This window comes from Sphingomonas sp., assembly GCF_036387595.1.
Classification (GTDB): domain Bacteria; phylum Pseudomonadota; class Alphaproteobacteria; order Sphingomonadales; family Sphingomonadaceae; genus Sphingomonas.
The window spans coordinates 1-21073 of the sequence record NZ_DASVTL010000099.1; the positions used below are offsets into that span (position 1 = coordinate 1).

Annotated in this window: 24 protein-coding genes and 1 pseudogene; 14 read left to right on the forward strand and 11 right to left on the reverse strand. The window is 67.2% G+C overall.

Annotated features, from left to right (window positions below; genetic code table 11):
• Nucleotides 1–450: a hypothetical protein gene (locus VF643_RS11730; RefSeq protein ID WP_331043577.1), complete on the reverse strand. Its 450-nt coding sequence runs from the start codon at nucleotides 448–450 to the stop codon at nucleotides 1–3.
• Nucleotides 451–484: 34 nt separating this feature from the next.
• Between VF643_RS11730 and VF643_RS11735 the strand changes: the two genes are divergently transcribed.
• The 4 genes from VF643_RS11735 to VF643_RS11750 all read left to right on the forward strand — a co-directional run bounded on the left by VF643_RS11735 (nucleotide 485) and on the right by VF643_RS11750 (nucleotide 5066).
• The gene (locus VF643_RS11735) at nucleotides 485–2122 is read left to right on the forward strand and encodes a M28 family peptidase (RefSeq protein WP_331043578.1); all 1638 of its coding nucleotides are present in this window, start codon (nucleotides 485–487) and stop codon (nucleotides 2120–2122) included.
• Nucleotides 2122–3081, forward strand: a complete 960-nt coding sequence (locus tag VF643_RS11740) for an agmatine deiminase family protein (RefSeq protein ID WP_331043599.1) — start codon at nucleotides 2122–2124, stop codon at nucleotides 3079–3081. The genes VF643_RS11735 and VF643_RS11740 overlap by 1 nt, the downstream gene beginning before the upstream one ends.
• Before the next feature lie 31 nt (nucleotides 3082–3112).
• Complete coding sequence (gene aguB, locus VF643_RS11745; protein WP_331043579.1) at nucleotides 3113–3958, forward strand: N-carbamoylputrescine amidase; 846 nt, start codon at nucleotides 3113–3115, stop codon at nucleotides 3956–3958.
• Nucleotides 3959–4022: 64 nt separating this feature from the next.
• The gene (locus tag VF643_RS11750; protein WP_331043580.1) at nucleotides 4023–5066 is read left to right on the forward strand and encodes a glycosyltransferase family 2 protein; all 1044 of its coding nucleotides are present in this window, start codon (nucleotides 4023–4025) and stop codon (nucleotides 5064–5066) included.
• A 17-nt stretch (nucleotides 5067–5083) separates the two neighbouring features.
• Here the strand turns inward: VF643_RS11750 and VF643_RS11755 are convergent, their stop codons facing one another.
• On the reverse strand, nucleotides 5084–5812 hold the full coding sequence (locus VF643_RS11755) for a class I SAM-dependent methyltransferase (RefSeq protein WP_331043581.1): 729 nt from the start codon (nucleotides 5810–5812) through the stop codon (nucleotides 5084–5086).
• A complete protein-coding gene (locus VF643_RS11760) occupies nucleotides 5812–6222 on the reverse strand; it encodes a GtrA family protein (protein WP_331043582.1) in 411 nt (136 codons plus the stop codon). The genes VF643_RS11755 and VF643_RS11760 overlap by 1 nt, the downstream gene beginning before the upstream one ends.
• 129 nt (nucleotides 6223–6351) lie before the next feature.
• Here VF643_RS11760 and VF643_RS11765 point away from each other — a divergent pair, with 129 nt between their 5' ends.
• Complete coding sequence (locus VF643_RS11765; protein ID WP_331043583.1) at nucleotides 6352–8112, forward strand: AcrB/AcrD/AcrF family protein; 1761 nt, start codon at nucleotides 6352–6354, stop codon at nucleotides 8110–8112.
• Here VF643_RS11765 and VF643_RS11770 read toward each other — a convergent pair.
• The 3 genes from VF643_RS11770 to VF643_RS11780 are packed head-to-tail and all read right to left on the reverse strand — an operon-like array spanning nucleotide 8109 to nucleotide 9912.
• Nucleotides 8109–8729 carry a MarC family protein gene (locus VF643_RS11770; RefSeq protein WP_331043584.1) on the reverse strand — a complete coding sequence of 207 codons (621 nt, stop codon included), beginning with the start codon at nucleotides 8727–8729 and terminating at the stop codon, nucleotides 8109–8111. The two genes, VF643_RS11765 and VF643_RS11770, sit on opposite strands and share 4 nt — an antisense overlap.
• Nucleotides 8726–9598 carry a bifunctional methylenetetrahydrofolate dehydrogenase/methenyltetrahydrofolate cyclohydrolase FolD gene (gene folD, locus VF643_RS11775; protein ID WP_331043585.1) on the reverse strand — a complete coding sequence of 291 codons (873 nt, stop codon included), beginning with the start codon at nucleotides 9596–9598 and terminating at the stop codon, nucleotides 8726–8728. The genes VF643_RS11770 and folD overlap by 4 nt, the downstream gene beginning before the upstream one ends.
• 8 nt (nucleotides 9599–9606) lie before the next feature.
• The gene (locus VF643_RS11780) at nucleotides 9607–9912 is read right to left on the reverse strand and encodes a YggT family protein (RefSeq protein ID WP_331043586.1); all 306 of its coding nucleotides are present in this window, start codon (nucleotides 9910–9912) and stop codon (nucleotides 9607–9609) included.
• A 181-nt stretch (nucleotides 9913–10093) separates the two neighbouring features.
• Between VF643_RS11780 and VF643_RS11785 the strand changes: the two genes are divergently transcribed.
• The 4 genes from VF643_RS11785 to VF643_RS11800 all read left to right on the forward strand — a co-directional run bounded on the left by VF643_RS11785 (nucleotide 10094) and on the right by VF643_RS11800 (nucleotide 12685).
• Nucleotides 10094–10768: a glutathione S-transferase family protein gene (locus tag VF643_RS11785; protein ID WP_331043587.1), complete on the forward strand. Its 675-nt coding sequence runs from the start codon at nucleotides 10094–10096 to the stop codon at nucleotides 10766–10768.
• 15 nt (nucleotides 10769–10783) lie between these two features.
• Nucleotides 10784–11152 (forward strand): tRNA-binding protein, encoded by a 369-nt coding sequence (locus VF643_RS11790; protein ID WP_331043588.1) that lies wholly within the window; start codon nucleotides 10784–10786, stop codon nucleotides 11150–11152.
• Nucleotides 11153–11261: 109 nt separating this feature from the next.
• Nucleotides 11262–12542 carry a sigma-54 dependent transcriptional regulator gene (locus VF643_RS11795; protein WP_331043589.1) on the forward strand — a complete coding sequence of 427 codons (1281 nt, stop codon included), beginning with the start codon at nucleotides 11262–11264 and terminating at the stop codon, nucleotides 12540–12542.
• On the forward strand, nucleotides 12539–12685 hold the full coding sequence (locus VF643_RS11800) for a hypothetical protein (protein WP_331043590.1): 147 nt from the start codon (nucleotides 12539–12541) through the stop codon (nucleotides 12683–12685). Before VF643_RS11795 ends, VF643_RS11800 begins: the two co-directional genes overlap by 4 nt.
• Nucleotides 12686–12707: 22 nt before the next feature.
• Here VF643_RS11800 and VF643_RS11805 read toward each other — a convergent pair whose 3' ends face one another.
• From VF643_RS11805 to argH, 4 genes are read right to left on the reverse strand one after another with little or no spacing between them, the layout of a single operon-like run.
• On the reverse strand, nucleotides 12708–13475 hold the full coding sequence (locus VF643_RS11805) for a precorrin-2 dehydrogenase/sirohydrochlorin ferrochelatase family protein (RefSeq protein ID WP_331043600.1): 768 nt from the start codon (nucleotides 13473–13475) through the stop codon (nucleotides 12708–12710).
• Nucleotides 13472–14734 carry a diaminopimelate decarboxylase gene (gene lysA, locus VF643_RS11810; protein ID WP_331043591.1) on the reverse strand — a complete coding sequence of 421 codons (1263 nt, stop codon included), beginning with the start codon at nucleotides 14732–14734 and terminating at the stop codon, nucleotides 13472–13474. Before lysA ends, VF643_RS11805 begins: the two co-directional genes overlap by 4 nt.
• Before the next feature lie 8 nt (nucleotides 14735–14742).
• Entirely contained in the window at nucleotides 14743–14982 is a 240-nt protein-coding gene (locus VF643_RS11815; protein ID WP_331043592.1) for a hypothetical protein, read from the reverse strand.
• Nucleotides 14979–16343 carry an argininosuccinate lyase gene (argH, locus tag VF643_RS11820; protein ID WP_331043593.1) on the reverse strand — a complete coding sequence of 455 codons (1365 nt, stop codon included), beginning with the start codon at nucleotides 16341–16343 and terminating at the stop codon, nucleotides 14979–14981. The genes VF643_RS11815 and argH overlap by 4 nt, the downstream gene beginning before the upstream one ends.
• 118 nt (nucleotides 16344–16461) lie before the next feature.
• On the opposite strand from argH, the gene VF643_RS11825 reads away from it, so the two are divergent.
• From VF643_RS11825 to VF643_RS11845, 5 genes are all read left to right on the forward strand, one after another.
• Nucleotides 16462–16983 carry a TlpA disulfide reductase family protein gene (locus tag VF643_RS11825; RefSeq protein WP_331043594.1) on the forward strand — a complete coding sequence of 174 codons (522 nt, stop codon included), beginning with the start codon at nucleotides 16462–16464 and terminating at the stop codon, nucleotides 16981–16983.
• Between the two features lie 61 nt (nucleotides 16984–17044).
• Nucleotides 17045–17626, forward strand: coding sequence for a DNA starvation/stationary phase protection protein (locus tag VF643_RS11830; RefSeq protein ID WP_331043595.1), 582 nt, complete (start codon nucleotides 17045–17047; stop codon nucleotides 17624–17626).
• A gap of 61 nt (nucleotides 17627–17687) precedes the next feature.
• Nucleotides 17688–18164, forward strand: a complete 477-nt coding sequence (gene purE, locus VF643_RS11835; RefSeq protein WP_331043596.1) for a 5-(carboxyamino)imidazole ribonucleotide mutase — start codon at nucleotides 17688–17690, stop codon at nucleotides 18162–18164.
• Nucleotides 18161–19240 (forward strand): 5-(carboxyamino)imidazole ribonucleotide synthase, encoded by a 1080-nt coding sequence (locus tag VF643_RS11840; RefSeq protein WP_331043597.1) that lies wholly within the window; start codon nucleotides 18161–18163, stop codon nucleotides 19238–19240. The genes purE and VF643_RS11840 overlap by 4 nt, the downstream gene beginning before the upstream one ends.
• A gap of 249 nt (nucleotides 19241–19489) precedes the next feature.
• Nucleotides 19490–20953: a hypothetical protein gene (locus VF643_RS11845; RefSeq protein WP_331043598.1), complete on the forward strand. Its 1464-nt coding sequence runs from the start codon at nucleotides 19490–19492 to the stop codon at nucleotides 20951–20953.
• Here the strand turns inward: VF643_RS11845 and VF643_RS11850 are convergent.
• Nucleotides 20950–21073 (reverse strand): annotated as a pseudogene (locus VF643_RS11850) (IS5/IS1182 family transposase); the annotation flags it as partial. The gene VF643_RS11845 and the pseudogene VF643_RS11850 overlap by 4 nt on opposite strands.

Consider the following 21073-nt stretch of genomic DNA (forward strand, 5'->3'; position numbering starts at 1 on the left):
TCAAATGCCGCGCTGGCGGCACCACCCGCCAGCAACTGGTCCAGCAACTCGTTCGGTATCGCAGGCTCTTTGCGTCGTGACATAGGGGGAACTCCTCACACCCATTATGCCCGCCCGCACACGGAAATCCCGACAGTCCCATTGCAGGATCGGCTTGGGCACGCCGCCCGCGACGGTATCGACGACGAACACCGCGGAAGCCTGTCCGGCCATCGGCATGATCATTGCGACATGGGTGCCGTCGGGCGACAGGCTGATCTGCTGGATATTCTCCCGTGCGCCAAACGATGCGGCATCCTTGTTCTGCGCACCCGCCGATGCAGCCGTAGTCGCCATCAGCAACGCTGCGAATTTCGTTGTCTTCATTTGGTTTTCTCCCCCTACCCGCACACTAATCACCCAAGGTAGGGTTGCAAGCACGCCCTTGCGCGGCTCGGACACCGCTGCCAAACCCCGCGCCTGAACTCATCGGGAAGTCAATTCCATGCACCTGTATCCCGCTCTGCCGCTCCTCCTCTGCGCAACCGCCGCACCGGCGCAGAATGCTCCACCTCCCGCCATTCCGGTCGAAACCCTTAAGACCGTCACGCAGACCCTCTCCTCCGACGCTTACGAGGGCCGCGCGCCGACCACGCCGGCGGAGGCAAAGACGGTGGCGTATATCGTCGAACGGATGAAGGCCGCAGGCCTGAAGCCGGGCAACGCTGGCAAATGGACCCAGGACGTGCCGATGGTGGAGGTCACGGCCACCGACGTGAAGCCATTCGTCTTCACTGGCGGGCGGGAAACCGTCAGCCTCGACTATCGCACCGATATGGTTGCCGGCACCTATCGCGTCGTGCCGCGGATCGCGGTGAAGGACAGCGAGGTCGTCTTCGTCGGCTACGGCATCACCGCGCCCGAGCAGGGCTGGGATGATTATGCCGGCCTCGACGTCCGTGGCAAGACCGTCGTCGTCCTGGTGAACGATGCCGACTGGCAGACCGCCGGGCGCGAAGGCCCATTCGAAGGTCGCGCGATGACCTGGTATGGTCGCTGGCCCTACAAGTTCGAGAATGCCGCCAGGCACGGCGCCGCCGCCGCGATCATCGTCCACCAGACCGAGCCCGCCGCCTACGGCTGGCCGGTAGTCCAATCGTCGTGGACCGGCCCGCAACTGGAACTCGACGAGAGGGGCGATCACCTGGATCAAAGTCAGGTGGTCGGCTGGATTCAGCAGGCCGCCGCGCTGAAGCTGTTCGCGAGCGCGGGCAAGGACTTGGCGGCGCTCACCACGGCGGCCCAAACGAAGGGTTTTCGCGCGGTGCCGCTCGGGCTGAAGCTGAGTACCGGTTTCGCCAACACCATACGACGGCAGGCTTCGCAGAACGTCGTCGGCATCCTGCCTGGTACGACGGCGCCGAAGGACGTCGTCCTCTATTCGGCACATTGGGATCATATCGGCCGCTGCGACGCCGTCGACGGAGACGACATCTGCAATGGCGCGGTCGATAACGCGAGCGGCATCGCGGGCCTGATCGCGCTGGCCGAAGCACAGGCCAAGGCAGGCGCCGCCAAACGCTCCATGGTGTTCCTCGCGGTGACCGCCGAGGAATCCGGGCTGCTCGGCTCGCGCTATTACGCCGAGCATCCGGTCTATCCGCTTGCCAGTACGGTCGGCGGGGTGAACATGGACGTACTCAACGTCGATGGCGCGTCGAAGGACTTCGTGCTGGAAGCCGCAGGCAAATCGGAGATCGAGGATCTGGCCAAGCCGATCGTCGCGGCGGGCGGGCGCACTATCAGCCCCGAGCCAAACCCCGAGCGTGGCGGCTACTTCCGCTCCGACCATTTCAGCTTCGCCAAGCTCGGCGTGCCTATGCTGTCGGGCGCGTCGGGGGAAGATCTGGTGAAGGGCGGCACCGCGGCGGGCCATGCCGCCACGCTCGATTACATCGCCAACCGCTATCACAAGCCTCAGGATGAATATCAGCCGAACTGGGACTGGTCCGGGGCGGTGCAGGACTTGCAGGTGTATTACGCACTTGGTCGCAAGCTTGCCGATGACGTCAATCTCTGGCCCACTTGGTACAAGACGAGCGAATTTCGAGCTATTCGCGACAAGAGCCGTCCCGCGCGATGATGCCGCCCCCCGCCGAATGGGCGCCGCATGCCGCCGTATGGATCGGCTTTCCGAGCCACCCGGACCTGTGGCTCGACGATCTCGACGCGGCGCGCGCGGAAGTCGTCGCGTTCGCACGCGCGGTTCATGCCGGTGGGCGCGGCGAGCAGGTACTACTGGTCTGCGCCGATAAAGACGCGGCAAGCGCTGCGCGGATGATGGCGGACTTCGCCGAAATCGTCGTCGCGCCGTTTGGCGACATCTGGCTGCGCGATACCGGGCCGATCCTGCTGTCGGCACACGAGGGGCGGACGTTCCGCTTCAATGGCTGGGGCGGGAAATACGACCTGCCCGGCGACGACACGATCGGTATGCAACTGGCGCATGCGCGCGGGTTGACGATCGGGTCGTACGACTGGGTGCTGGAAGGCGGCGCGATCGAGGGCGACGGCACCGGCTTGGTCGTCACCACCGAACAATGCCTGCTCAACCGCAACCGCAACCCACATCTCAGCCGAGCCGAGATTGAGGAGCGGCTCGCCGCCGATCTCGGTCTGACCAAGGCCGTGTGGCTCGGCGAGGGCCTGTTCAACGACCATACCGACGGCCATATCGACAATCTGGCGCGCTTCGTCGGCGAGGGACGGCTTGCGATCCCTCAGGCGAGCGATGAGGATCCCAACGAGCAGGTATATCGGGACGCACGCACCCGCGCCCACGCCGCCGGGCTGCACTTGGTCGATATCCCGTCGCCCGGCCGCGTGCTGCGCGATGGAGAGGTCGTGCCTGCGAGCTACATGAACTTCTACATCGGCAACGCGACCGTCGTCGTGCCGATCTACGGCGCCCCGAATGACGACGCGGCTGTGGCCGCGATCCAGGCGATCTTCCCCGCCCGCCAGGTCGTCGGCCTGCGCGCCGACCACATCCTGACCGGCGGCGGCAGTTTCCACTGCATCAGCCAGCAGGTTCCGAGGTGACGCAGGCCACCCGCGCCCCTATCTGAACGCCATGACCCAGATCACCGTCGCCGCGATCCAGTGCGGCTTCACCCCCGACATCGACCGCAACATCGCCCACGTCTCACGACTGATCCGCGAGGGCGCCGCTAAGGGGGCGCAGGTGATCCTGCCGCCCGAACTGTTCGAAGGCGAGTATTTCTGCCGGGTCGAGGACGAGGGGCTGTTCGCGCAGGCCGCGCCGGTCACCGAGCACAAGGCGGTGCTGGCGATGCAGGCGCTCGCCGAAGCACTAAAGGTGTGGATACCCACCAGCTTCTTCGAGGCGGATGGCCCGCATCACTATAACAGCCTGGCGATGATCGGGCCGGACGGCGCGGTCCGCGGCGTCTATCGCAAGAGCCACATCCCCGATGGCCCAGGCTATGAGGAGAAATTCTACTTCCGCCCCGGCAACACCGGCTTCAAGGTGTGGGACGGCCCGGTAAAATTCGGCGTCGGCGTGTGCTGGGACCAATGGTATCCCGAAACTGCGCGCGCGATGATGCTGATGGGCGCCGAGATATTGTTCTATCCCACCGCGATCGGCAGCGAGCCGCATGACACTTCGCTCGACACCGCGCGGCTGTGGCGCCGCGCGATGGTCGGCCATGCGGTCAGCAACGTCGTCCCCATTGTCGCGGCGAACCGCATTGGGGTGGAGCACGACCAGACCTTCTACGGCACCAGCTTCATCTGCGACGAACGCGGCGACATCCTCGCCGAACTCGGCCGCGCGGACGAGGGCGTCATCACGGCGACGATCGACCTCGACATCGTCAAGCGCCACCGCGCCGCCTTCGGGTTCTTCCGCGATCGGCGACCCGAACTTTACAGCCGCCTGGTGCAGGACGTCTGACGCCCTTCGACGGCAACTTGCCAAAGACGTTCCCATCCCCCCACCCGCCAGCTAAGGCGCATCCATGCACCGCCCCGCGCTTTCGGTCGTCGTACCCTGCTATAACGAGGCTGCGTGCCTGGAGGTTCTCCACGCGCGCGTGTCTGCCGCGGCGCGCGCGGCGGTGGGCGACGATTACGAGATCGTGCTGGTCAACGACGGCAGCCGTGACGACAGCTGGGCGGTGATGCAGCGCATGGCCGCCGCCGACCCGCGGCTGGTCGCGATCAACCTGTCGCGCAATCACGGCCACCAACTGGCGCTCACCGCGGGGCTGGATCTGTGCGCGGGGGCCCAGGTGCTCATCATCGACGCCGACCTGCAGGATCCTCCCGAACTGCTGGCCGACATGCGTGCGACGATGGCCGCGCAGGACGCCGACGTGGTCTATGCGGTGCGCCGCAAGCGCGAGGGCGAGACACTGTTCAAGCGCGCGACCGCGGCGATCTTCTATCGCTTGCTGGACCGGATGACCGACACGCCGATCCCGCTTGACGCGGGCGATTTCCGGCTCATCAGCCGGCGGGCGCTCGACGCATTGCTGAGCCTGCCCGAACAGGCGCGCTTCATCCGCGGCATGGTCGCCTGGATCGGGTTTCGTCAGGTGCCCTTCGCCTACGATCGGGCCGAACGGCATGCAGGCGACACCAGCTACCCGCTGGGCAAGATGCTGGGTCTCGCCTTCGATGCAGTCACCGGCTTCTCGACCGCTCCGTTGCGCTTCGCCAGCCATGCGTCGGTCATCCTCGCGGGCTGTTCGCTCCTGCTGCTCTTCTACATCGCATGGGGCTTTTTCCAAGGGTCGCCGGTGCAGGGCTGGACATCGACGATGCTCGTCGTGGTCGTGCTCAGTTCGATCCAGATGTTCGTACTCGGGATGATCGGCGAGTATCTGGGGCGCCTGTATATCGAGGCGAAACGGCGGCCGTTATATCTGGTCGCAGATGTCGCGGGGCCGGTGCAGGGCAAGGCGACGCTGGGGTTTCGGGAAAAGGGGATGTCCGTGCCGCCCTCATCCATCCCTCTCCCGCCGGGAAAGCGAAAAGACGGCGAAGGTGGCGAAGCGTGAGGTCAGGCGCGGAATGGCTATTCAGCCACCGCCAACGTCACCAGTGATACGCCGGGCGTCATCGGCACCCTGCCGACCAGATGCCGCTCCAGCCTGAATATCCGCTCGAACAGCGCGTTCACCGGCCCCGGCGGCGGAGAATCGTCGCTATCGTCGCGCCCCGCCAGCCGCCCGGCGATCCGCGCCGCCGCGGCCAGCGGGAACAGCAGCGAATTGAACCAGCGCAGCTTTTCGGGCCGCAGTCCCGCCGCGTGGATCGCCGCCGCCAGCGTCTTCTTGGAATAGCGGCGATGGTGGTGATTGACGACATCGTGCGCGCTCCACAGCCAGGCATGCGCGGGCACCGCGATGAGAATTTTACCGCCGGGCTTCAGAAGCGTCTTCATCGCCGCCAATGCGGCCACATCGTCCTCGATATGCTCGACCACGTCGAGCACCGCGACCAGATCATAGGCGCCGCGCGAAACGCCGGGCAATGCGGGCAGCGGCGCGTCGCCCACCGCGCGCCCCAGCCGCCCGGCGGCGATCGTCCGCGATCCCTCGTCGATCTCGATCGCCTCCACCGTGCCAAACGCCGCCAGCATGCCGAGATTGTGCCCGGTGCCGCAACCGATCTCCAGTATCCGCGCCTGCTCCGGCAAGCCGCCGTAACGGGTCAGATAGTCGCGCAAGATGTCGCGCCGCGCGCGATACCACCAGTGCGTCGAATCGTGCTCCGCCATGCGTTGGTGGACGATCTGATCCATCAGGCGAATACCCAGTTGCGTTGCAGCCCGAAGGTGACGAGCGGCACGAGGAATACGGCGGGCACCAGCGGCCACCATGTCGGCCCATGCAGGAACGGTCCCGTCACCAGCGCCCAGGTAAACCCTTGGTTGAGCAGCAGCCCCAGTCCCTGGACAATGAAGAACTTCACTACCGTGCTGCGGTCGCGCGACCCGTGGCCCTTGAAGCTAACCGCGCCATGCGCGAACCGCCCGACGATGGTGGCGGCCACGAAGGCGACAAGAACCGCCAGATTGGGGTTCATCACATAGGTCGCCAGCGGCCAATAAACCGCTGCATAGAACACTGTCACCGCGACGCCGGTGATCCCGAAGCGCAACAGCTGCCCCAGCACGCCCGACGTTCGCCAGTGATCGATCTTCGCCAGCACCCGCGACCTTGCCCTTTACGCTGCCGGGCCTAGAGCCACGCCCAAGCCCCCGGAGAACGCCGGGGCGTTAGAGCGGGTAGGCGTGTGAGGGAAGCGGAAACGGGCGTTGGTGCGGGCTGGATCGCCGAGATGCGTCGCGATCTCGCCCGCCACTGGATTGGACTGACGCTGCTTGCCTGGGCAGTGATCGCCGCGTGGTTCGTCTGGGATCATTGGGCGCGCATCTACTGGCTCGCGCTCGGGGACACCGACGACAACATGCGCCTGATGCAGGTGCGCGCATGGCTGAACGGCCAGGGATGGTACGACCTGCGCCAATACCGGCTGAACCCGCCCGCGGGCTTCGACATCCACTGGAGCCGCATCGTCGACCTGCCGATCGCGGGGCTGACTCTCTTCTTCCGCCTGTTCACCAGCGATCTCATGGCCGAAAAGCTGGCATGTGGGATCGCGCCGCTGATCCCCTTGTCGCTGACGATGCTTGGCCTCGGCGCCACCGTACGGCGGCTGGTACATCCGCTGGCGTGGCCGCTGGCGATCGTGCTGCTGCTCGCCACCTCCGCGACGATGCTCATGTTCATGCCGGATCGCATCGACCACCACGGTTGGCAACTCGCGATGCTCAGCCTGACGCTCGCCGGGCTCTGCGACCCGCGGGCGGCACGCGGCGGGGCGATGGTCGGGCTGGCCAGTGCGGTCAGCCTGGCGATCGGCCTGGAACTGCTGCCCTATGCCGCGATGGCGGGCGCGATCATCACCCTGCGCTGGGTCTGGGACCGAGAGGAATCGCGGCGCCTTGCGGTCTATGCGGTGACGCTGGGCGGCGGCACCGCGGCGGGCTTCGGCGGCTTCGCGTCGATCGCCAATCAGGCGATGCGCTGCGATGCACTGACCCCGGTGTGGCTATCGGTCGTCGTCGCGGGCGGCGCGCTGCTGCTGGTGCTCGCACTCGCCAACCCGGAGTCCCGCGCTGCGCGTTTGATACTCGGGGTCGTCGCAGCCATCGCGATCGTTGCGGGCTACGTCCACTTCTTCCCACAATGCCTCGGCCGTCTGGAAGGCGTATCGCCCGAACTTCAGCGCATCTGGCTCGACAACGTGCGCGAGGCCAAGCCGATCTACAAACACCCGTTCCGCACGGCTTTCCCGATCGTGACGCTGCCGATCGTCGGGCTGCTCGGCGCGGGGTTGGCGCTGTGGATGGCGCGCCGCGATCCCGCGCGGCTGCGTGGCTGGGCTGTGGTCGCGTTGTTCGCGCTGTTCGCCACGCTGATGCTCCTGTGGCAGGCGCGTGCCGGGCCGGCCGCGCAATTGCTCGCGGTGCCCAGCGCCACCGCGCTGGCCTGGGTGTTGATCCCGCTGGTGCTCAATCACCGCGCGTTGCCGGTGCGGGTGTTCGGCACCGTCGGCGCCGCGCTGATCGTGTCGGGGCTGTTCGCCGGGCTCATCGTCCGCTGGCTGCCGATCGATCGGCCCAGCGCCTATGTGCAACGGGTGAATCGCGCCAATGCACGCTGCGCCTCGCTGCCCTCGCTGTCCGTGCTGAACCGCTACCCGGCGCAGACGATTTTCACCTTCAACGATCTCGGCCCGCGCCTCATCACACTGACCCACCATTCGGCGATCGCGGGGCCGTACCATCGCAACGGCACCGCGATCCTGGACGTGCAGCACGCCTTCAGCCGCTCGCCGGATGAAGCGCGTGCGATCATGAAGCGCCACGGTGCGACGTTGCTGCTGCTGTGCCCCAACATGGCCGAGTCGACGATCTACCGAGCCCGCAACCCCGGCGGCTTCTACGACCGGATGGCGCGTGGGAAGACGCCCGCCTGGCTCACCCCCATGCCGCTGCCGGCGAAATCTCCGCTGAGGCTGTTCCGGATCGATTAGCGCAGGCTCACCTGCAACCCGTCCATCACGAACTGCACCGCAAGTGCGGCCAGCAGCACGCCGAGCAGCCGGGTGATGACCGCCTCGATCCGCGCGCCAAGCACCCGCATGATCGGCCCGGCCGCGAGCAGCGCTACCAGCGTCAACGCCAGGATCGTCGCCAGTGCGGCCAGCACCACGGCCGAGCGCTCCAGCCCATCGTTGCGCGCCATCAGCAGCATTACGCTGGCGATGGAGCCCGGTCCCGCGATCATCGGCATCGCCATGGGAAAGATCGACACGTCCTCGACCTCGGGTGTCTCGGCGATCCTGGCTGCTCGATCCTCGCGGCGCTGGGTACGCTTCTCGAACACCATTTCCAGCGCGATCAGGAACAGCATGATCCCGCCAGCGATCCGGAAGCTGGCAAGACTGATGCCGAGACCTTTCAGCAGATCTTCGCCGAACAAGGCGAACACCAGTAGGATCGCCGCCGCGACGCCGACGGCACGCACCGCCATCGCGCGACGCTGAACGGCGCTCGCCCCCGACGATAGTCCGGCATAGATCGGTGCGCATCCCGGCGGGTCGATCACGACGAAAAAGGTGATGAGCGAGGAGATGTAGAGCTCGATCACAGCCCCTTCTCCACCGCCACACCTTCGCGGCGGCAGGCGGAGACATAGGTGTTGCGGATCAGGCAGGCGATCGTCATCGGACCTACCCCGCCCGGCACCGGCGTGATCGCGCCGGCGATGGCCGCAGCGCTCGCGAAATCCACGTCGCCGACAAGGCCTTCGTCGGTGCGGTTGATGCCCACGTCGATCACGGTCGCGCCGGGCTTGATCCAGTCACCGCCGATGAACCCCGCAATCCCCACCGCCGCCACCACGATGTCGGCGCGGCGGACGTGCGCGCGGGCGTCGCGGGTCCGGCTGTGGACGACCGTGACGGTGCAGCTTTCGGCGAGCACCAATTGCGCCATCGGCTTGCCGACGATGTTGGACCGGCCGACGACCACCGCCTCCAGTCCGGCCAGATGCGAGTGGACGCCACGCAGCAGCATCAGGCATCCCAGTGGCGTGCACGGCACGAAGCCGGGTAGTCCTGTCGCCAGCCGCCCCGCGTTGACGGGGTGGAAGCCATCGACATCCTTGTCGGGGTCGATCGCCTCGATCACGCGTGCCGTGTCGATATGCGCCGGCAACGGCAGCTGGACGAGGATGCCGTCGACCGCCGGGTCGGCGTTCAGCTGTGCGACCAGTGCAAGCAGCACAGTCTCGGTCGTATCTGCCGCCAGTCGGTGCTCGAAGCCGACCATTCCCGCCTCGCGCGTGGCCCGCCCCTTGGATCGCACATAGACCGAGGAAGCAGGGTCTTCGCCGACCAGCACCACAGCCAATCCTGGCGTCCTCCCGCGGGCAGCTACGAACGCGGCCACTCCCCCGGCGACGGTCGCGCGAAGGGCGGCGGCCTGCGCCCTGCCGTCGATGATCGTGGCGGTCACGGCGGCGCTCAGATCGCCGCGGGCGTCGCCGTCACGACGTAGAGATACGGCACGACGCGCGAGCGCAGGAAGAACACCACGAGGAGGACGACCAACGGCGCGAAATCGAGTCCGCCGAAGTCCGGCAGGATACGGCGCAGCGGCCGATAGAGCGGCTCGGTAATGGTGTCGAGCGCGCGCAGCATCGTGCTGACGAAGGCGCTATGGCGATTGACCACGTTGAACGCCACGAGCCACGACACCACAACCTGCGCGACGATGACCCAGTTCAGGATCATCAGCAGGAAATCGACCAGGGATATCACGATGTACATGGGTGCTCGCGTTTGTAGAGGGCGGACACGCCTCTAGCGCAGTTCACCACGGCCCGCCAACCGTGGCGATGATGCGCCAGCGGCGCATGCCGCCGGCGACCGCGGTCATCTGCACCGAAATCGTTCGCAAAGGTCCGCGCGACGGCTTCCGCCCACCTCTCAACCCGCCTAACGAACCCTTATGTGGCAGCTCTACCAATTTCCTCTGTGCCCTTTTTCCCGCAAGGTCCGGCTGCTGCTCGGCGAGAAGGGCGTCGGCTATGAACTGGTGCGCGAATCGCCATGGACGCGGCGCGACGAATTTCTTCACATGAACCCGGCCGGACAAACCCCGGTGATGGGCCACACCGGCCGCCCGGCGAACATGCTGATCGATTCGATGGCGATCTGCGAGTATTTCGAGGAGACGGTCGAAAAGGCGGCGATGATTAACGGCACCGCCGCCAACCGTGCCGAAATCCGGCGGCTGGTCACCTGGTTCGACACCCAATTCTATAACGACGTCACCGGCCCGCTCCTGCACGAACGCATGGTCAAGCGCGTCGCCGAACGCGCCGCCCCCGATGCGCGGGCATTGCGCGAGGCGATGAAGGCGGCGGTCGGCCATCTCGACTATACCGATTACCTGCTCGACCATCGCAACTGGCTTGGCGGCGCGACGATGAGCCTAGCGGATCTAGCGGCAGCGGCACAGATATCTGTGACCGACTATCTCGGCGGGATCGACTGGAAGGGTCATGAGCAGACGGCGCGCTGGTATCGCGGACTGAAAAGCCGCCCGAGCTTCCGCCCGTTGCTGTCCGAACGGATGGAAATGGTCGCGCCACCTGCTCACTACGACAATGTGGATTTCTGAATTAAGGGCAAAACGATGCACGCCATACCCGATCCCGCTGCACCGCCCGCGCCTCTGATCGGGTTCGAGGATTTCCTGGCTGTCGATATCCGCGTCGGCACGATCGTCACTGCGGTGTGCTTCCCCGGAGCACGCAAGCCTGCATACATCCTGACGATCGACTTCGGCGCGCTCGGCCGAAAACGCTCCTCGGCACAGATCACCGAACATTATACCCCCGAAACGCTCATCGGTCGGCAGATCGCGGCGGTCGTCAACTTTCCCCCGCGCCAGATCGGTCCGATGATGTCGGAGGTGCTGACCCTGGGCTTCCCGGATGCCGACGGCCGGGTCGTGCTGATCGCTCCGGATCGACCGGTGCCCGACGGATCCAGGCTCTTTTGACCGTCACGGCCGCGGCCACCAGCCGGAACGGTCTTGCCGCCCGGCGGCGCATCTTTACGCTGCGTTAACCATCCGCCGCGCATCCTCCGGCCGTCCAAGAGGAAGCCCGATGCGCTCAGTCCATCCTTCGCCCGCCATCACCACGCGCCATCCGGCTTTGCTGTCGTGGCTGCAGACGCTGGGGATGCGCATCGGCAGCGGCGCACAGCCCGCGGGACACGACCTGTTCTTGGTCGCCCACGGCGAATACGTCCCGCTTGCCGCGCGCACCCTCGTCATCGGCGAGCCGCGCCGCGGCGACGGCCAGATCGTGCCGTTTCGCAGCGGCAACCCGGCACGTCTCGCCTATTCGCCCAACGATGCAGCGACCGGCGACGCTTTCGCCCACGCACTCATCGCCGGTCTGGAAGCACCGGCCGCATCGGACCCCGAAACGCTGGCCCTGTTCGCCTTGGCGGCGCGCGTCGCACAGACCGACATTCCCGTCCTCATCAGCGGCCCGGCCGGCACGGGAAAGGACGTGCTGGCGCGCTTCATCCACGATCGCTCGCCGCGCTCGACCGGACCCTTCGTATCCGTTAATTGCGCCGCATTGTCCGAGACGATGCTCGAAGCGTTGCTCTTTGGCCATGACAAGGGCGCATCGCGAACGCAGGGAGGCTTTCGCGCCGCGCACGGCGGCACCTTGCTGCTCGACGAGATTGCCGGGATATCGCTTCCGCTTCAGGCCAAGCTGCTCCGCGCGATCCAGCAGCGCGAGGTGGTGCCTCTGGGCGCCGGCGTGGCGCAGCCGATCGACGTGCGCATCGTCGCCTGTGCCGGGGGTGACCTTCAGGCCGCAGTCAGCGCGGGGAAATTCCGCACGGATCTGTTCTACCGGCTCGCGGTCTTTCCCTTGACCACCAGAGCGTTGCGCGATCGCCCCGGCGACATCGCCGCACTCGCCGCGACGATGATCCTGCGTCATGCCGGCGCGCGGACCACGGTTCCCTGGCCCGGCGCGCACGCGATGGAGCTCCTCCGCACGCACGATTGGCCCGGCAACGTCCGCGAACTCGACAACGTCATTCAGCGCGCGCTGCTGTTCGCGGCCGGCGATACGATCGACGCCCACCACATCGTCTTCGATCGCGCCCCCGCACCCCGCGGGCTCGCCGAAGACATCAGCCTTCGTGGCGCCGACGCGGAACGCGCGCGCACCTTGGGCAAGGTCGTGCAGATGAGCGAATTCGCCGCGATCCGGGAAACGCTGCGCGCATGTGGCGGCAGCCGGATCGAAACTGCCCGCCGTCTCGGCATTTCCGAACGCACGCTGCGCTACCGCCTCGCGCGCGCACGCCGCGAAGGCGAGCCGATCGACACCTCTGTCCGCCGCAAGGTTTCGGCATGACGCCGTCGGTCAAGCGAGCCGGCGCCGGTCCCTCGCTCTTTCGCGAAGCCACGCCCGCCGTGCGCACGCCGGGTGGCACCCTCCTGTGGGCCTTGCCTGCCGTCCTGCTCGCGCTGGTGCTGATGCTCCCTGCCGTGGCATAGCCGAGCCTTGCGGCGGGTAGGATCACCGCGCTATGGTCACCACCAGCGTCAGTCCCGGCATGTCCTGCCTCAGCGCGGTCAAGCGCGCCGCATCGGCACGGGCGCGGTCAAGGATTGCCCGCGGCACGTCGGCAGCATGGACCACCCGGTCTGCATTGGCGAGCAACCGCGCCTGACGCAGCGTCAGATCGTCAGGGTCGCCGGAAGCAAGGACGATCCGTTCGACCTCGACCGTCGCTCCGCTCCGCGCGTCCTCCGCGCCGAGCCAGGAATCGACATCCGGGCTGGGGCCAAGCGGATCGAGAACGCCGCCTTGAACCAGCGCCCGGCCCAATGCCCGCCGCCGTTCGGCGCCATCCGGAAAACGCTCGCGCATGGCGCCGCGCGCCGCGAACAGCGCATCTGCCAGCCGCCCGAGCGTGGCGGGCAACTGCGTCTCCAGCCGCTGCCGCAGCGCCGCCGCCAGCCCGGCCGACACGCCCCCCGTACCGATCGCCACCAGCACCGGCGCACGGTCGACGATCGCGGGCAAGGTGAAGTCGCACAAGGCCGGGCGATCGACCGCGTTCACCAGCACGCCCCGCGCCTTCAGCCGCGCGACCGCGGCCACCGCCTCCCCCTCTTCCTCGATCGCGACGATCGCCAGCGCCGCGGCAGCATCCTCGCCCGACACGATCGCGCCTGCGCGCTCCAGCAGCCGCCGCTTGGCGTCCGCGGGTTCGCCTTCACCAAGCAGGATCACCGCACGCCCCGCCAGCCGCATGAACAGCGGCAGGCTGTGCAGAGTCACGGCTTCAGCCACGCGGGCACGCGCTCGGCCGCCAGGATCGTCTCCGGCTCGATCCGGTCGGCGACCACCGCGAATCGGTCCCCGTCGACCATCACTTCAGGCACCAGCGCACGGCTGTTGTAGGTCGAGGCCATCGTCGCGCCATAAGCCCCCGCAGTGCGGAAAACGGCCAGATCGCCCGACACCACGCGGTCGATCTCCCGCCCCATCGCAAAGGTGTCGCCGCTCTCGCACACCGGCCCGGCGATGTTGGCTATCATCCGTTCGCCGTCCGGCTTTACCGCCACGAAGTCGTGATACGCATCGTACAGCGCGGGGCGGGCGAGGTCGTTCATCGCCGCGTCGACGATGACATAGGGGTTCGTCACCCCCGGCTTGACCCACACCACCTCGGTCAGCAGCACGCCCGCATTGCCCGCTATGACGCGGCCGGGCTCGAACATCAGCTCGACGTCCCAGTCGCGCGTCACCGCGGCGACCATCGCGCCGTAATCGGCAGGCGTCGGCAGGACGTCGCCCGGCCGATAGGGCACGCCGAGTCCGCCGCCGAGATCGACGCGGGTGATGGCATGGCCCGCCGCGCGCAGTTCAGCGACGAGTGCGCCGATCCGCCGGTATGCGGCCTCCAGTGGCGCAAGATCGGCGAGCTGACTGCCGATGTGGATCGCGATGCCCTTCAGATCGAGTCCTGCCAGCGGCACAAGCCTTGCGAACATCGCCGGGGCCTGGTCGATCGGCACCCCGAACTTGTTCTCAGCCCTGCCCGTCGAAATCTTGGCATGGGTTCCTGCATCGACATCGGGGTTCACCCGCAACGTCGCGGGAGCGCGCATGCCGCGGTCGGCAGCGAGGCCGGCGAGCACGACGCCCTCCTCCTCCAGTTCCAGGTTGAACTGGCCAATCCCCGCATCTAGCGCCCGTCCCAGTTCGCCGCGGGTCTTACCCACGCCCGAGAACACGATATCGCCAGCCGGCATCCCCGCAGCCAGCGCGCGCGCCATCTCGCCGCCCGAAACCACGTCCGCGCCATAGCCCTCATCAGCCAGGACACGCAGCACCGCCAGGTTGGGATTGGCCTTGATCGCATAAGCGAGATGCTTGCGCGCCACCCCGCTCAGCCCCTCGCGAAACACCTGCGCGTGGCGGCGGAAGGTCGCCGCAGAATAGACGTACACCGGCGTCCCCACGGCTTGCGCGATCGCCGGCAGCGCCACCTCTTCGCAGTGCAGCACGCCGTCCCGATAATGAAAATGGTCCATCGTGCCGTTCAATCGGGAGGAGGAAGGTCGAAGTCGTCGGAGCGCCGCTCCTGCGAATTGCGCAGCAGTTCGTCGCCGCGCTGCGGTCGCTGCTGCGCGGTCGGTGTCAGCAATTGCGCCGGAGTCGGCCTGGCACGCGCGCCGCGCGGCGCCATCGGCAGCGTTTCGCCCGCACGCGGCGCCAGCCCCGCCGCCGAGCCGCAGCCGGTTAGCAGGATCGCCAGGCCAAGGACGCTGCGCTTTATCACCTTTCCCCTCTCGCCGCCCGCACGGCCGCCCGCACGTTGGCAGGCGCCGTCCCGCCGAAGCTCGTCCGGCTCGCGACCGAAGCATCGACCGACAGCACGCCATAGACCCGCGCGTCGATCCGCGCGTCGATCGCGGTCAGATCGGCCAGCGGCACCGCGTCGAGCGCCACGCCGAGTTCTTCCGCGCGCTTCACCGCACGCCCGGTCACATGATGGGCCTCGCGGAACGGCAGCCCGGCCTCGCGCACCAGCCAGTCCGCCAAGTCGGTCGCGGTCGCATAGCCGCTCTCGGCCAGCCCCCGCATGCGGTCGATGCGAAAGGTCGCGCTCTCGACCATCCCCGTCATCGCCGCGATCGACAGCGCCAGCAGGTCGTGCGCCTCGAACACCGGCGGCTTGTCGTCCTGCATGTCCTTGGAATAGGCCAGCGGCAGGCCCTTCATCGTCACGCACAGCGCGGTCATGCACCCCATGATCCGCCCGGCATGGCCGCGCACCAGTTCGGCGGCGTCGGGGTTGCGCTTCTGCGGCATGATCGAGCTGCCGGTCGACCATTGGTCGCTCAACGCCACGAAGCCGAACGGCTGCGACGCCCACAACACGAATTCCTCCGCCAGCCGGCTCAGATGCAGCGCGCATTGCGTCGCCGCGGTCAGATATTCGATCGCGAAGTCGCGGTCGCTGACCGAATCGAGCGAATTGCGCGTCGGCCCGTCGAACCCCAGCGCCGCCGCGGTCGCATCGCGGTCGATCGCGAACCCCGTCCCCGCCAGCGCCGCCGCCCCCAGCGGGCACAGGTTCGCGCGCGCCCGCGCATCCCGAAAACGCCCGGAATCGCGCGCGATCATCTCGACATAGGCCATCAGATGATGCCCCAATGTCACCGGCTGCGCGCTCTGCAGATGGGTGAACCCCGGCATCACGTCCGCGGCATGCTGCTCCGCGCGCGTCAGCAGCGCGTGTCGGAAGCCCTCCAGCGCCGCCAGCACCTGGTCGGTCGCATCGCGCACCCATAACCGGAAATCGGTCGCGACCTGGTCGTTGCGCGATCGCGCGGTATGCAGCCGCCCCGCGACCGGGCCGATCGCCTCGGCGAGGCGCGCCTCGGTCTGCATGTGAATGTCTTCGAGCGCCATGTCCTCGGCGACGCCGTTCGCTTCGTAATCGGCGGCGACCCGGTCCAGCCCGGCGGCGATCATCGCTGCATCCCCGGATGAGACAATCCCTTGTGCGCCCAGCATCGCGACGTGCGCCTTGGATCCGGCGACATCCTGACGCCACATGCGCTTGTCGAAGGGGATCGACGCGTTTATCTCACGCATCACCGCCGCGGGGCCTTCCGCGAAGCGCCCACCCCACATCGAATTGGAGCCACCGCTCGTGCCCAGGACATCGCGCCCGCTGATCGTCTGTCTCCTGCCGCTAGTGGTGCTTGGCGGCTGCGATAGGAAATCGGGAGAGGCGGCACAAGCAAACGTCGTGGCAAACGTCGCGGCAAACGTCGCAGCCGACGAAGTCGCACCGGCGTCCGCCGACGAGGTAACGGGCGCTCCCGTCAAAGCCGCCGACAAGCTGGACCGCAGCCACAAGGGCGAGGCGGCGCCCACGCTCGCCTTCCAGGCCCCCGACGGCAAGCCCGTCACGCTTGCCACATTCGCGGGCAAGCCCGTGCTGGTCAATCTCTGGGCGACCTGGTGCGGCCCGTGCGTCGCCGAACTCCCGACCCTCGATGCGCTTGCCCGCTCGGGCAAGGTCCGCGTGATCGCGGTCGCGCAGGATCTCGACGCCGCCAAGGTCGCCCCCTTCCTCAAGGGCCGCGGCGTCGCGCTCGACGCGTACCGCGATCCCAAGCTCGGTCTCAGCCTGGCCTACCAGGCCAATCTGCCGACGACGATCCTGTTCGATGCGCGCGGTAGGGAGGTGTGGCGGATGACGGGCGGCTACGAGTGGGACACGCCAGCCGCCGCGGCGCTGATTGCCGAAGCGGAAAAAACGGGATGACCCTCGAACCAAATCCGCGCCCGTGCGCTACGCCTTGCGACACTTAGATCAGGAACCGATCATGGCCAAGAAAATGCCCAAAACCGAAGCGCAGCCTCAGTACAACGTCGAATTTCGCGAGATCCAGCCGTTCGGCACGCTCAAGAACCTGCCGATCGCGCTGGAGGACAACGCGCGCGCGCAGAGCGTCGCCATCCTCAACCAGGTTCTGGCCGACACGATGACGCTGCGCGACATGTATAAAAAGCACCACTGGCAGATGTCGGGAGCGACCTTCTATCAGCTCCATCTGCTTCTCGACACGCATTACGAGGCGCAGGCCGCGCTGGTCGACACCATCGCCGAGCGGATCATGGCACTGGGCGGGATCAGCATCGCGATGGCGCACGACGTCGCCGAGATGACCAAGATCCCCCGCCCGCCCAAGGGCCGCGAGGACGTCCCCAGCCAGCTCGCCCGCCTGCTCCAGGCGCACGAACTGATCCTGCGCGAAGCGCACGAAGGCGCCGAACAGGCCGACGAATCGGGCGACGATGGCACTAACGACCTGCTCGTCAGCGAGGTCATCCGCACCGGCGAGCCACAGGTGTGGTTCCTGGCCGAACATCTGGCCGAAACCACGTTGCTGCGTTCGGACAAATAAGACGCCGGTAGGGCGCCCGCCCGCGATTGCCACAGTCCACCGCCCTCGCTAACCCGCGGACATGACGCTGGTCGGCATCATCATGGGGTCCACCTCCGATTGGGAGACGATGCGCCACGCCGCGGGCACGCTCGACGCGCTCGGCGTGGCGTACGAGACCCGCGTGGTCTCCGCGCATCGCACCCCGCAGCGGCTTTACGATTATGCGACGACGGCAGCGGCGCGCGGGCTGAAGGTGGTGATCGCAGGCGCAGGCGGCGCCGCGCACCTGCCCGGTATGGCGGCGGCGATGACGCATTTGCCAGTGCTGGGCGTACCGGTCGAAAGTCACGCGCTCAAGGGCATGGATTCGCTGCTGTCGATCGTCCAGATGCCGGGCGGGGTGCCGGTCGGCACGCTGGCGATCGGCAAGGCGGGCGCGATCAATGCCGGGCTGCTGGCCGCGTCGATCCTGGCGCTTTCTGACGAGGCGCTCACCGAACGGCTGAAGGCGTGGCGGGCCGCGCAGACCGCGGGCGTGGCGGACACGCCGGAATGATCTTGCCAGGTTCGACGATCGGCATCCTCGGCGGCGGTCAGCTCGGGCGGATGCTGGCGATTGCGGCGGCGCAGCTCGGCTATCGAACCCACGTCTATGCGCCTGAGGCCACCGGCCCCGCAACCGAGGTCGCCGCCGCCTGGACGCAGGGGCGGTTTGAGGATGCGGAGGCGATGCGCGGCTTTGCCGATCGTGTCGACATCGCCACCTACGAATTCGAGAATATCGATCCGCATGCGGTCGCGTATTTGTCCGGCCGTACGCCGGTCCAGCCGCCGGTGCGTGCGCTCGACGTCGCGCGCTACCGTCCCAATGAAAAGGCGCTGGTGACCGAACTCGGCGGCCGCACCGCGCCCTATCGCGAGGTCGCGAGCGCCGCCGAACTTACCGCCGCGCTTGGCGAGATCGGCGCCCCCGCGATCCTGAAGACCACGCTGTTCGGCTATGACGGTAAGGGGCAGGTGCGGATCGACGCGGTCGGCGATGCGGACGCGGCCTGGGAAGCGCTCGGTCGCCCCGCCCCGTTCGCCGGCGGCGTGCCCGCGATCGTCGAGCGTCGGGTCGATTTCGCGGCCGAATTCTCGGTGCTGCTCGCCCGTGGGCACGACGGCAGCATCGTCACCTGGGACACCCCCGAAAACGTCCACCACGACGGCATCCTCGCGACCTCGGCCGTACCCGCGCGCGGGCTGGTCGCCGAACAGGCGGCCGAAGCGATCGGCGTGGCCCGCGCCATCGCCGAGCGGCTGGACTATGTCGGCGTGATGGCTGCGGAGTTCTTCGCCTGCGCCGATGGTCCGGTATTCAACGAAATGGCACCACGGGTCCACAATTCGGGGCATTGGACAATCGAGGGCGCCGAAACCTCGCAATTTGAAAATCACATCCGCGCGATCTGCGGCCTACCGCTGGGCACCACGGCGCTGACCGGCACGCGCGTGACGATGGAGAACCTCGTCGGCCACGCTCCCTATACGCCCGCGCTGGCGGAACCGGGCGCACACCTCCACCTCTACGGCAAGAGCGACGCAAGGCCGGGCCGCAAAATGGGTCATGTGACCAGAGTGACAAGATAACGGCGGCGTTTCTCTCCTCAAGAAAGGGAGTTTCGTTGAAAGCGTAATGACTGCGTTTACCCGGTCATCCTCAAAGTTGCCCGTGCTGGTCGGCGTCGATCCGCCCTGTGCCGTACTGCTTGCACCTTTCCGACTGGCAGAAGTCGCTGCGGTTCGAATGCTATTGCAGGACTGAGGGACTTCAGGGCATCCGGTGAGCGGGGGAGGCGGCCGTTGATTACGGAACTACGCGCGACGGATGGGCCGGCCATGGGCATGGTCATGCCGTCGCGCTATCTTGGGATCTTCGCCATTCTCACTCTGCTGTGCGCGCTCGCCAGCCTCATCGCCGGCTTGCAGACGCCGCGGATCGCCCGGTCGATCAACCGGCTCGGCGATGCAATGGTCAGGCTGGCGGGACCGGACGCCACTGTGGCAGCGGCAACGCCGCTGTCGTTCACCGCGCCCGCGGCCGACCCGCTCACCTTTGGAGCCGAGACGATCGCGGACGACACCGACCCGCGCATCGGGCACGCCGCCAACATCGCACACTGGCGGCGCACATCCATGCTGGCGAGGATGCTTGCAACCGGGCAGGCGCAGCTCACCTTCACCGACGCGCAGGGTCGCGCGCGCAAATACACGGTCCCGGCCTCGCCGCGCACGATCGCGACGCTCGCGCCGCATTTCTGGTTGCCCTCGTTCACCGCGATCGTCGCCGGCTTGTCGGGGTTGTGGGTTTGGACCGTCCGTCATCGCGATTGGTCCAGCCGGCAATTCGCGCTGATGAGCGTCGGGATGGCCTTGGCCGCTTTGCCGCTCGCCATAGCGGGCGAAACCCCGTTGGCCACCCCATTCTATCGCTGGCTGCTCGCCGCCAACGGCGTCGGGTCGATGCTGTTCGGCGCCGGGCTGATGGGCATGCTGACGCGTTTCCCACTGCCGCTTCTCTCGCCACGCTGGGGTGCCGGCGGCCTCGTCGTCTGCCTTGCATTTGCCGTCGTGCAGGCGTTCGAACTCGTCGCGCGGGCCTATCAGTTCATCAGTGCCGCCTGCATGGGCATCTTCGCGATCATGCTGGCATTGCTGGCGGCCCAGGTGATCGCCGCGCGGCACGATGCGGTCGCGCGGCGCGCGGCCGTACTGATCGCGACGTCGGTCGCAACGACCATGACCATCATCGTCGGCATCGTGATCCTTCCCGTAGTGCTGCGAACGGAACAGCCGATCTCCACCGCAGTCATATTTCCGCTGATGCTGGTCATTCACCTGGGAGTGGCGGTAGCGGTGACGCGCACTCGGCTCGTCTCGATCGGTGCATGGGCGCGTGCGGCAACGTTATCCGCCGGCGATACTGCACTGCTTGTCGCCCTGGACGTCATGCTCGTCCTAATTGCCTGGTTCTTGGCGGGACCGATGCTCGCACTGGCGGCCGCATCCATGTCCGCGGTCCATATCGGCGTCCGCAACACGACGCGGCAGCGTCGTGAAGCCCACCAGCGTGCCCGCGACCGCGGCTTGCTGCGCCGCATCACCCAGCTCTCGCTCGCGGTCGATCCCGCGGAACGGCAGGCATTGTGGACGGAGGCACTGCGGCTTACTTTCGCGCCGCTGGACATTTCGCCGGATCTGGAACCCGATGCGGATCGCGCGCCACGGACAACCGCGGACGGCTGTTCGCTCCACGTTCCACGCACCGCGGCGACCTACCCGCTAGGTTCTGTCTGCATTTAACGTAGCCAGATCATGGCGCAGGCGAGGTGGACGAAGCCCATGAAGGCAGGCAGTGTCTTTTCGCAGCGCAAGGCGATCCTGCGGAAGCGTTTGAGTTTGTTGAAGAAGCATTCGACCTGA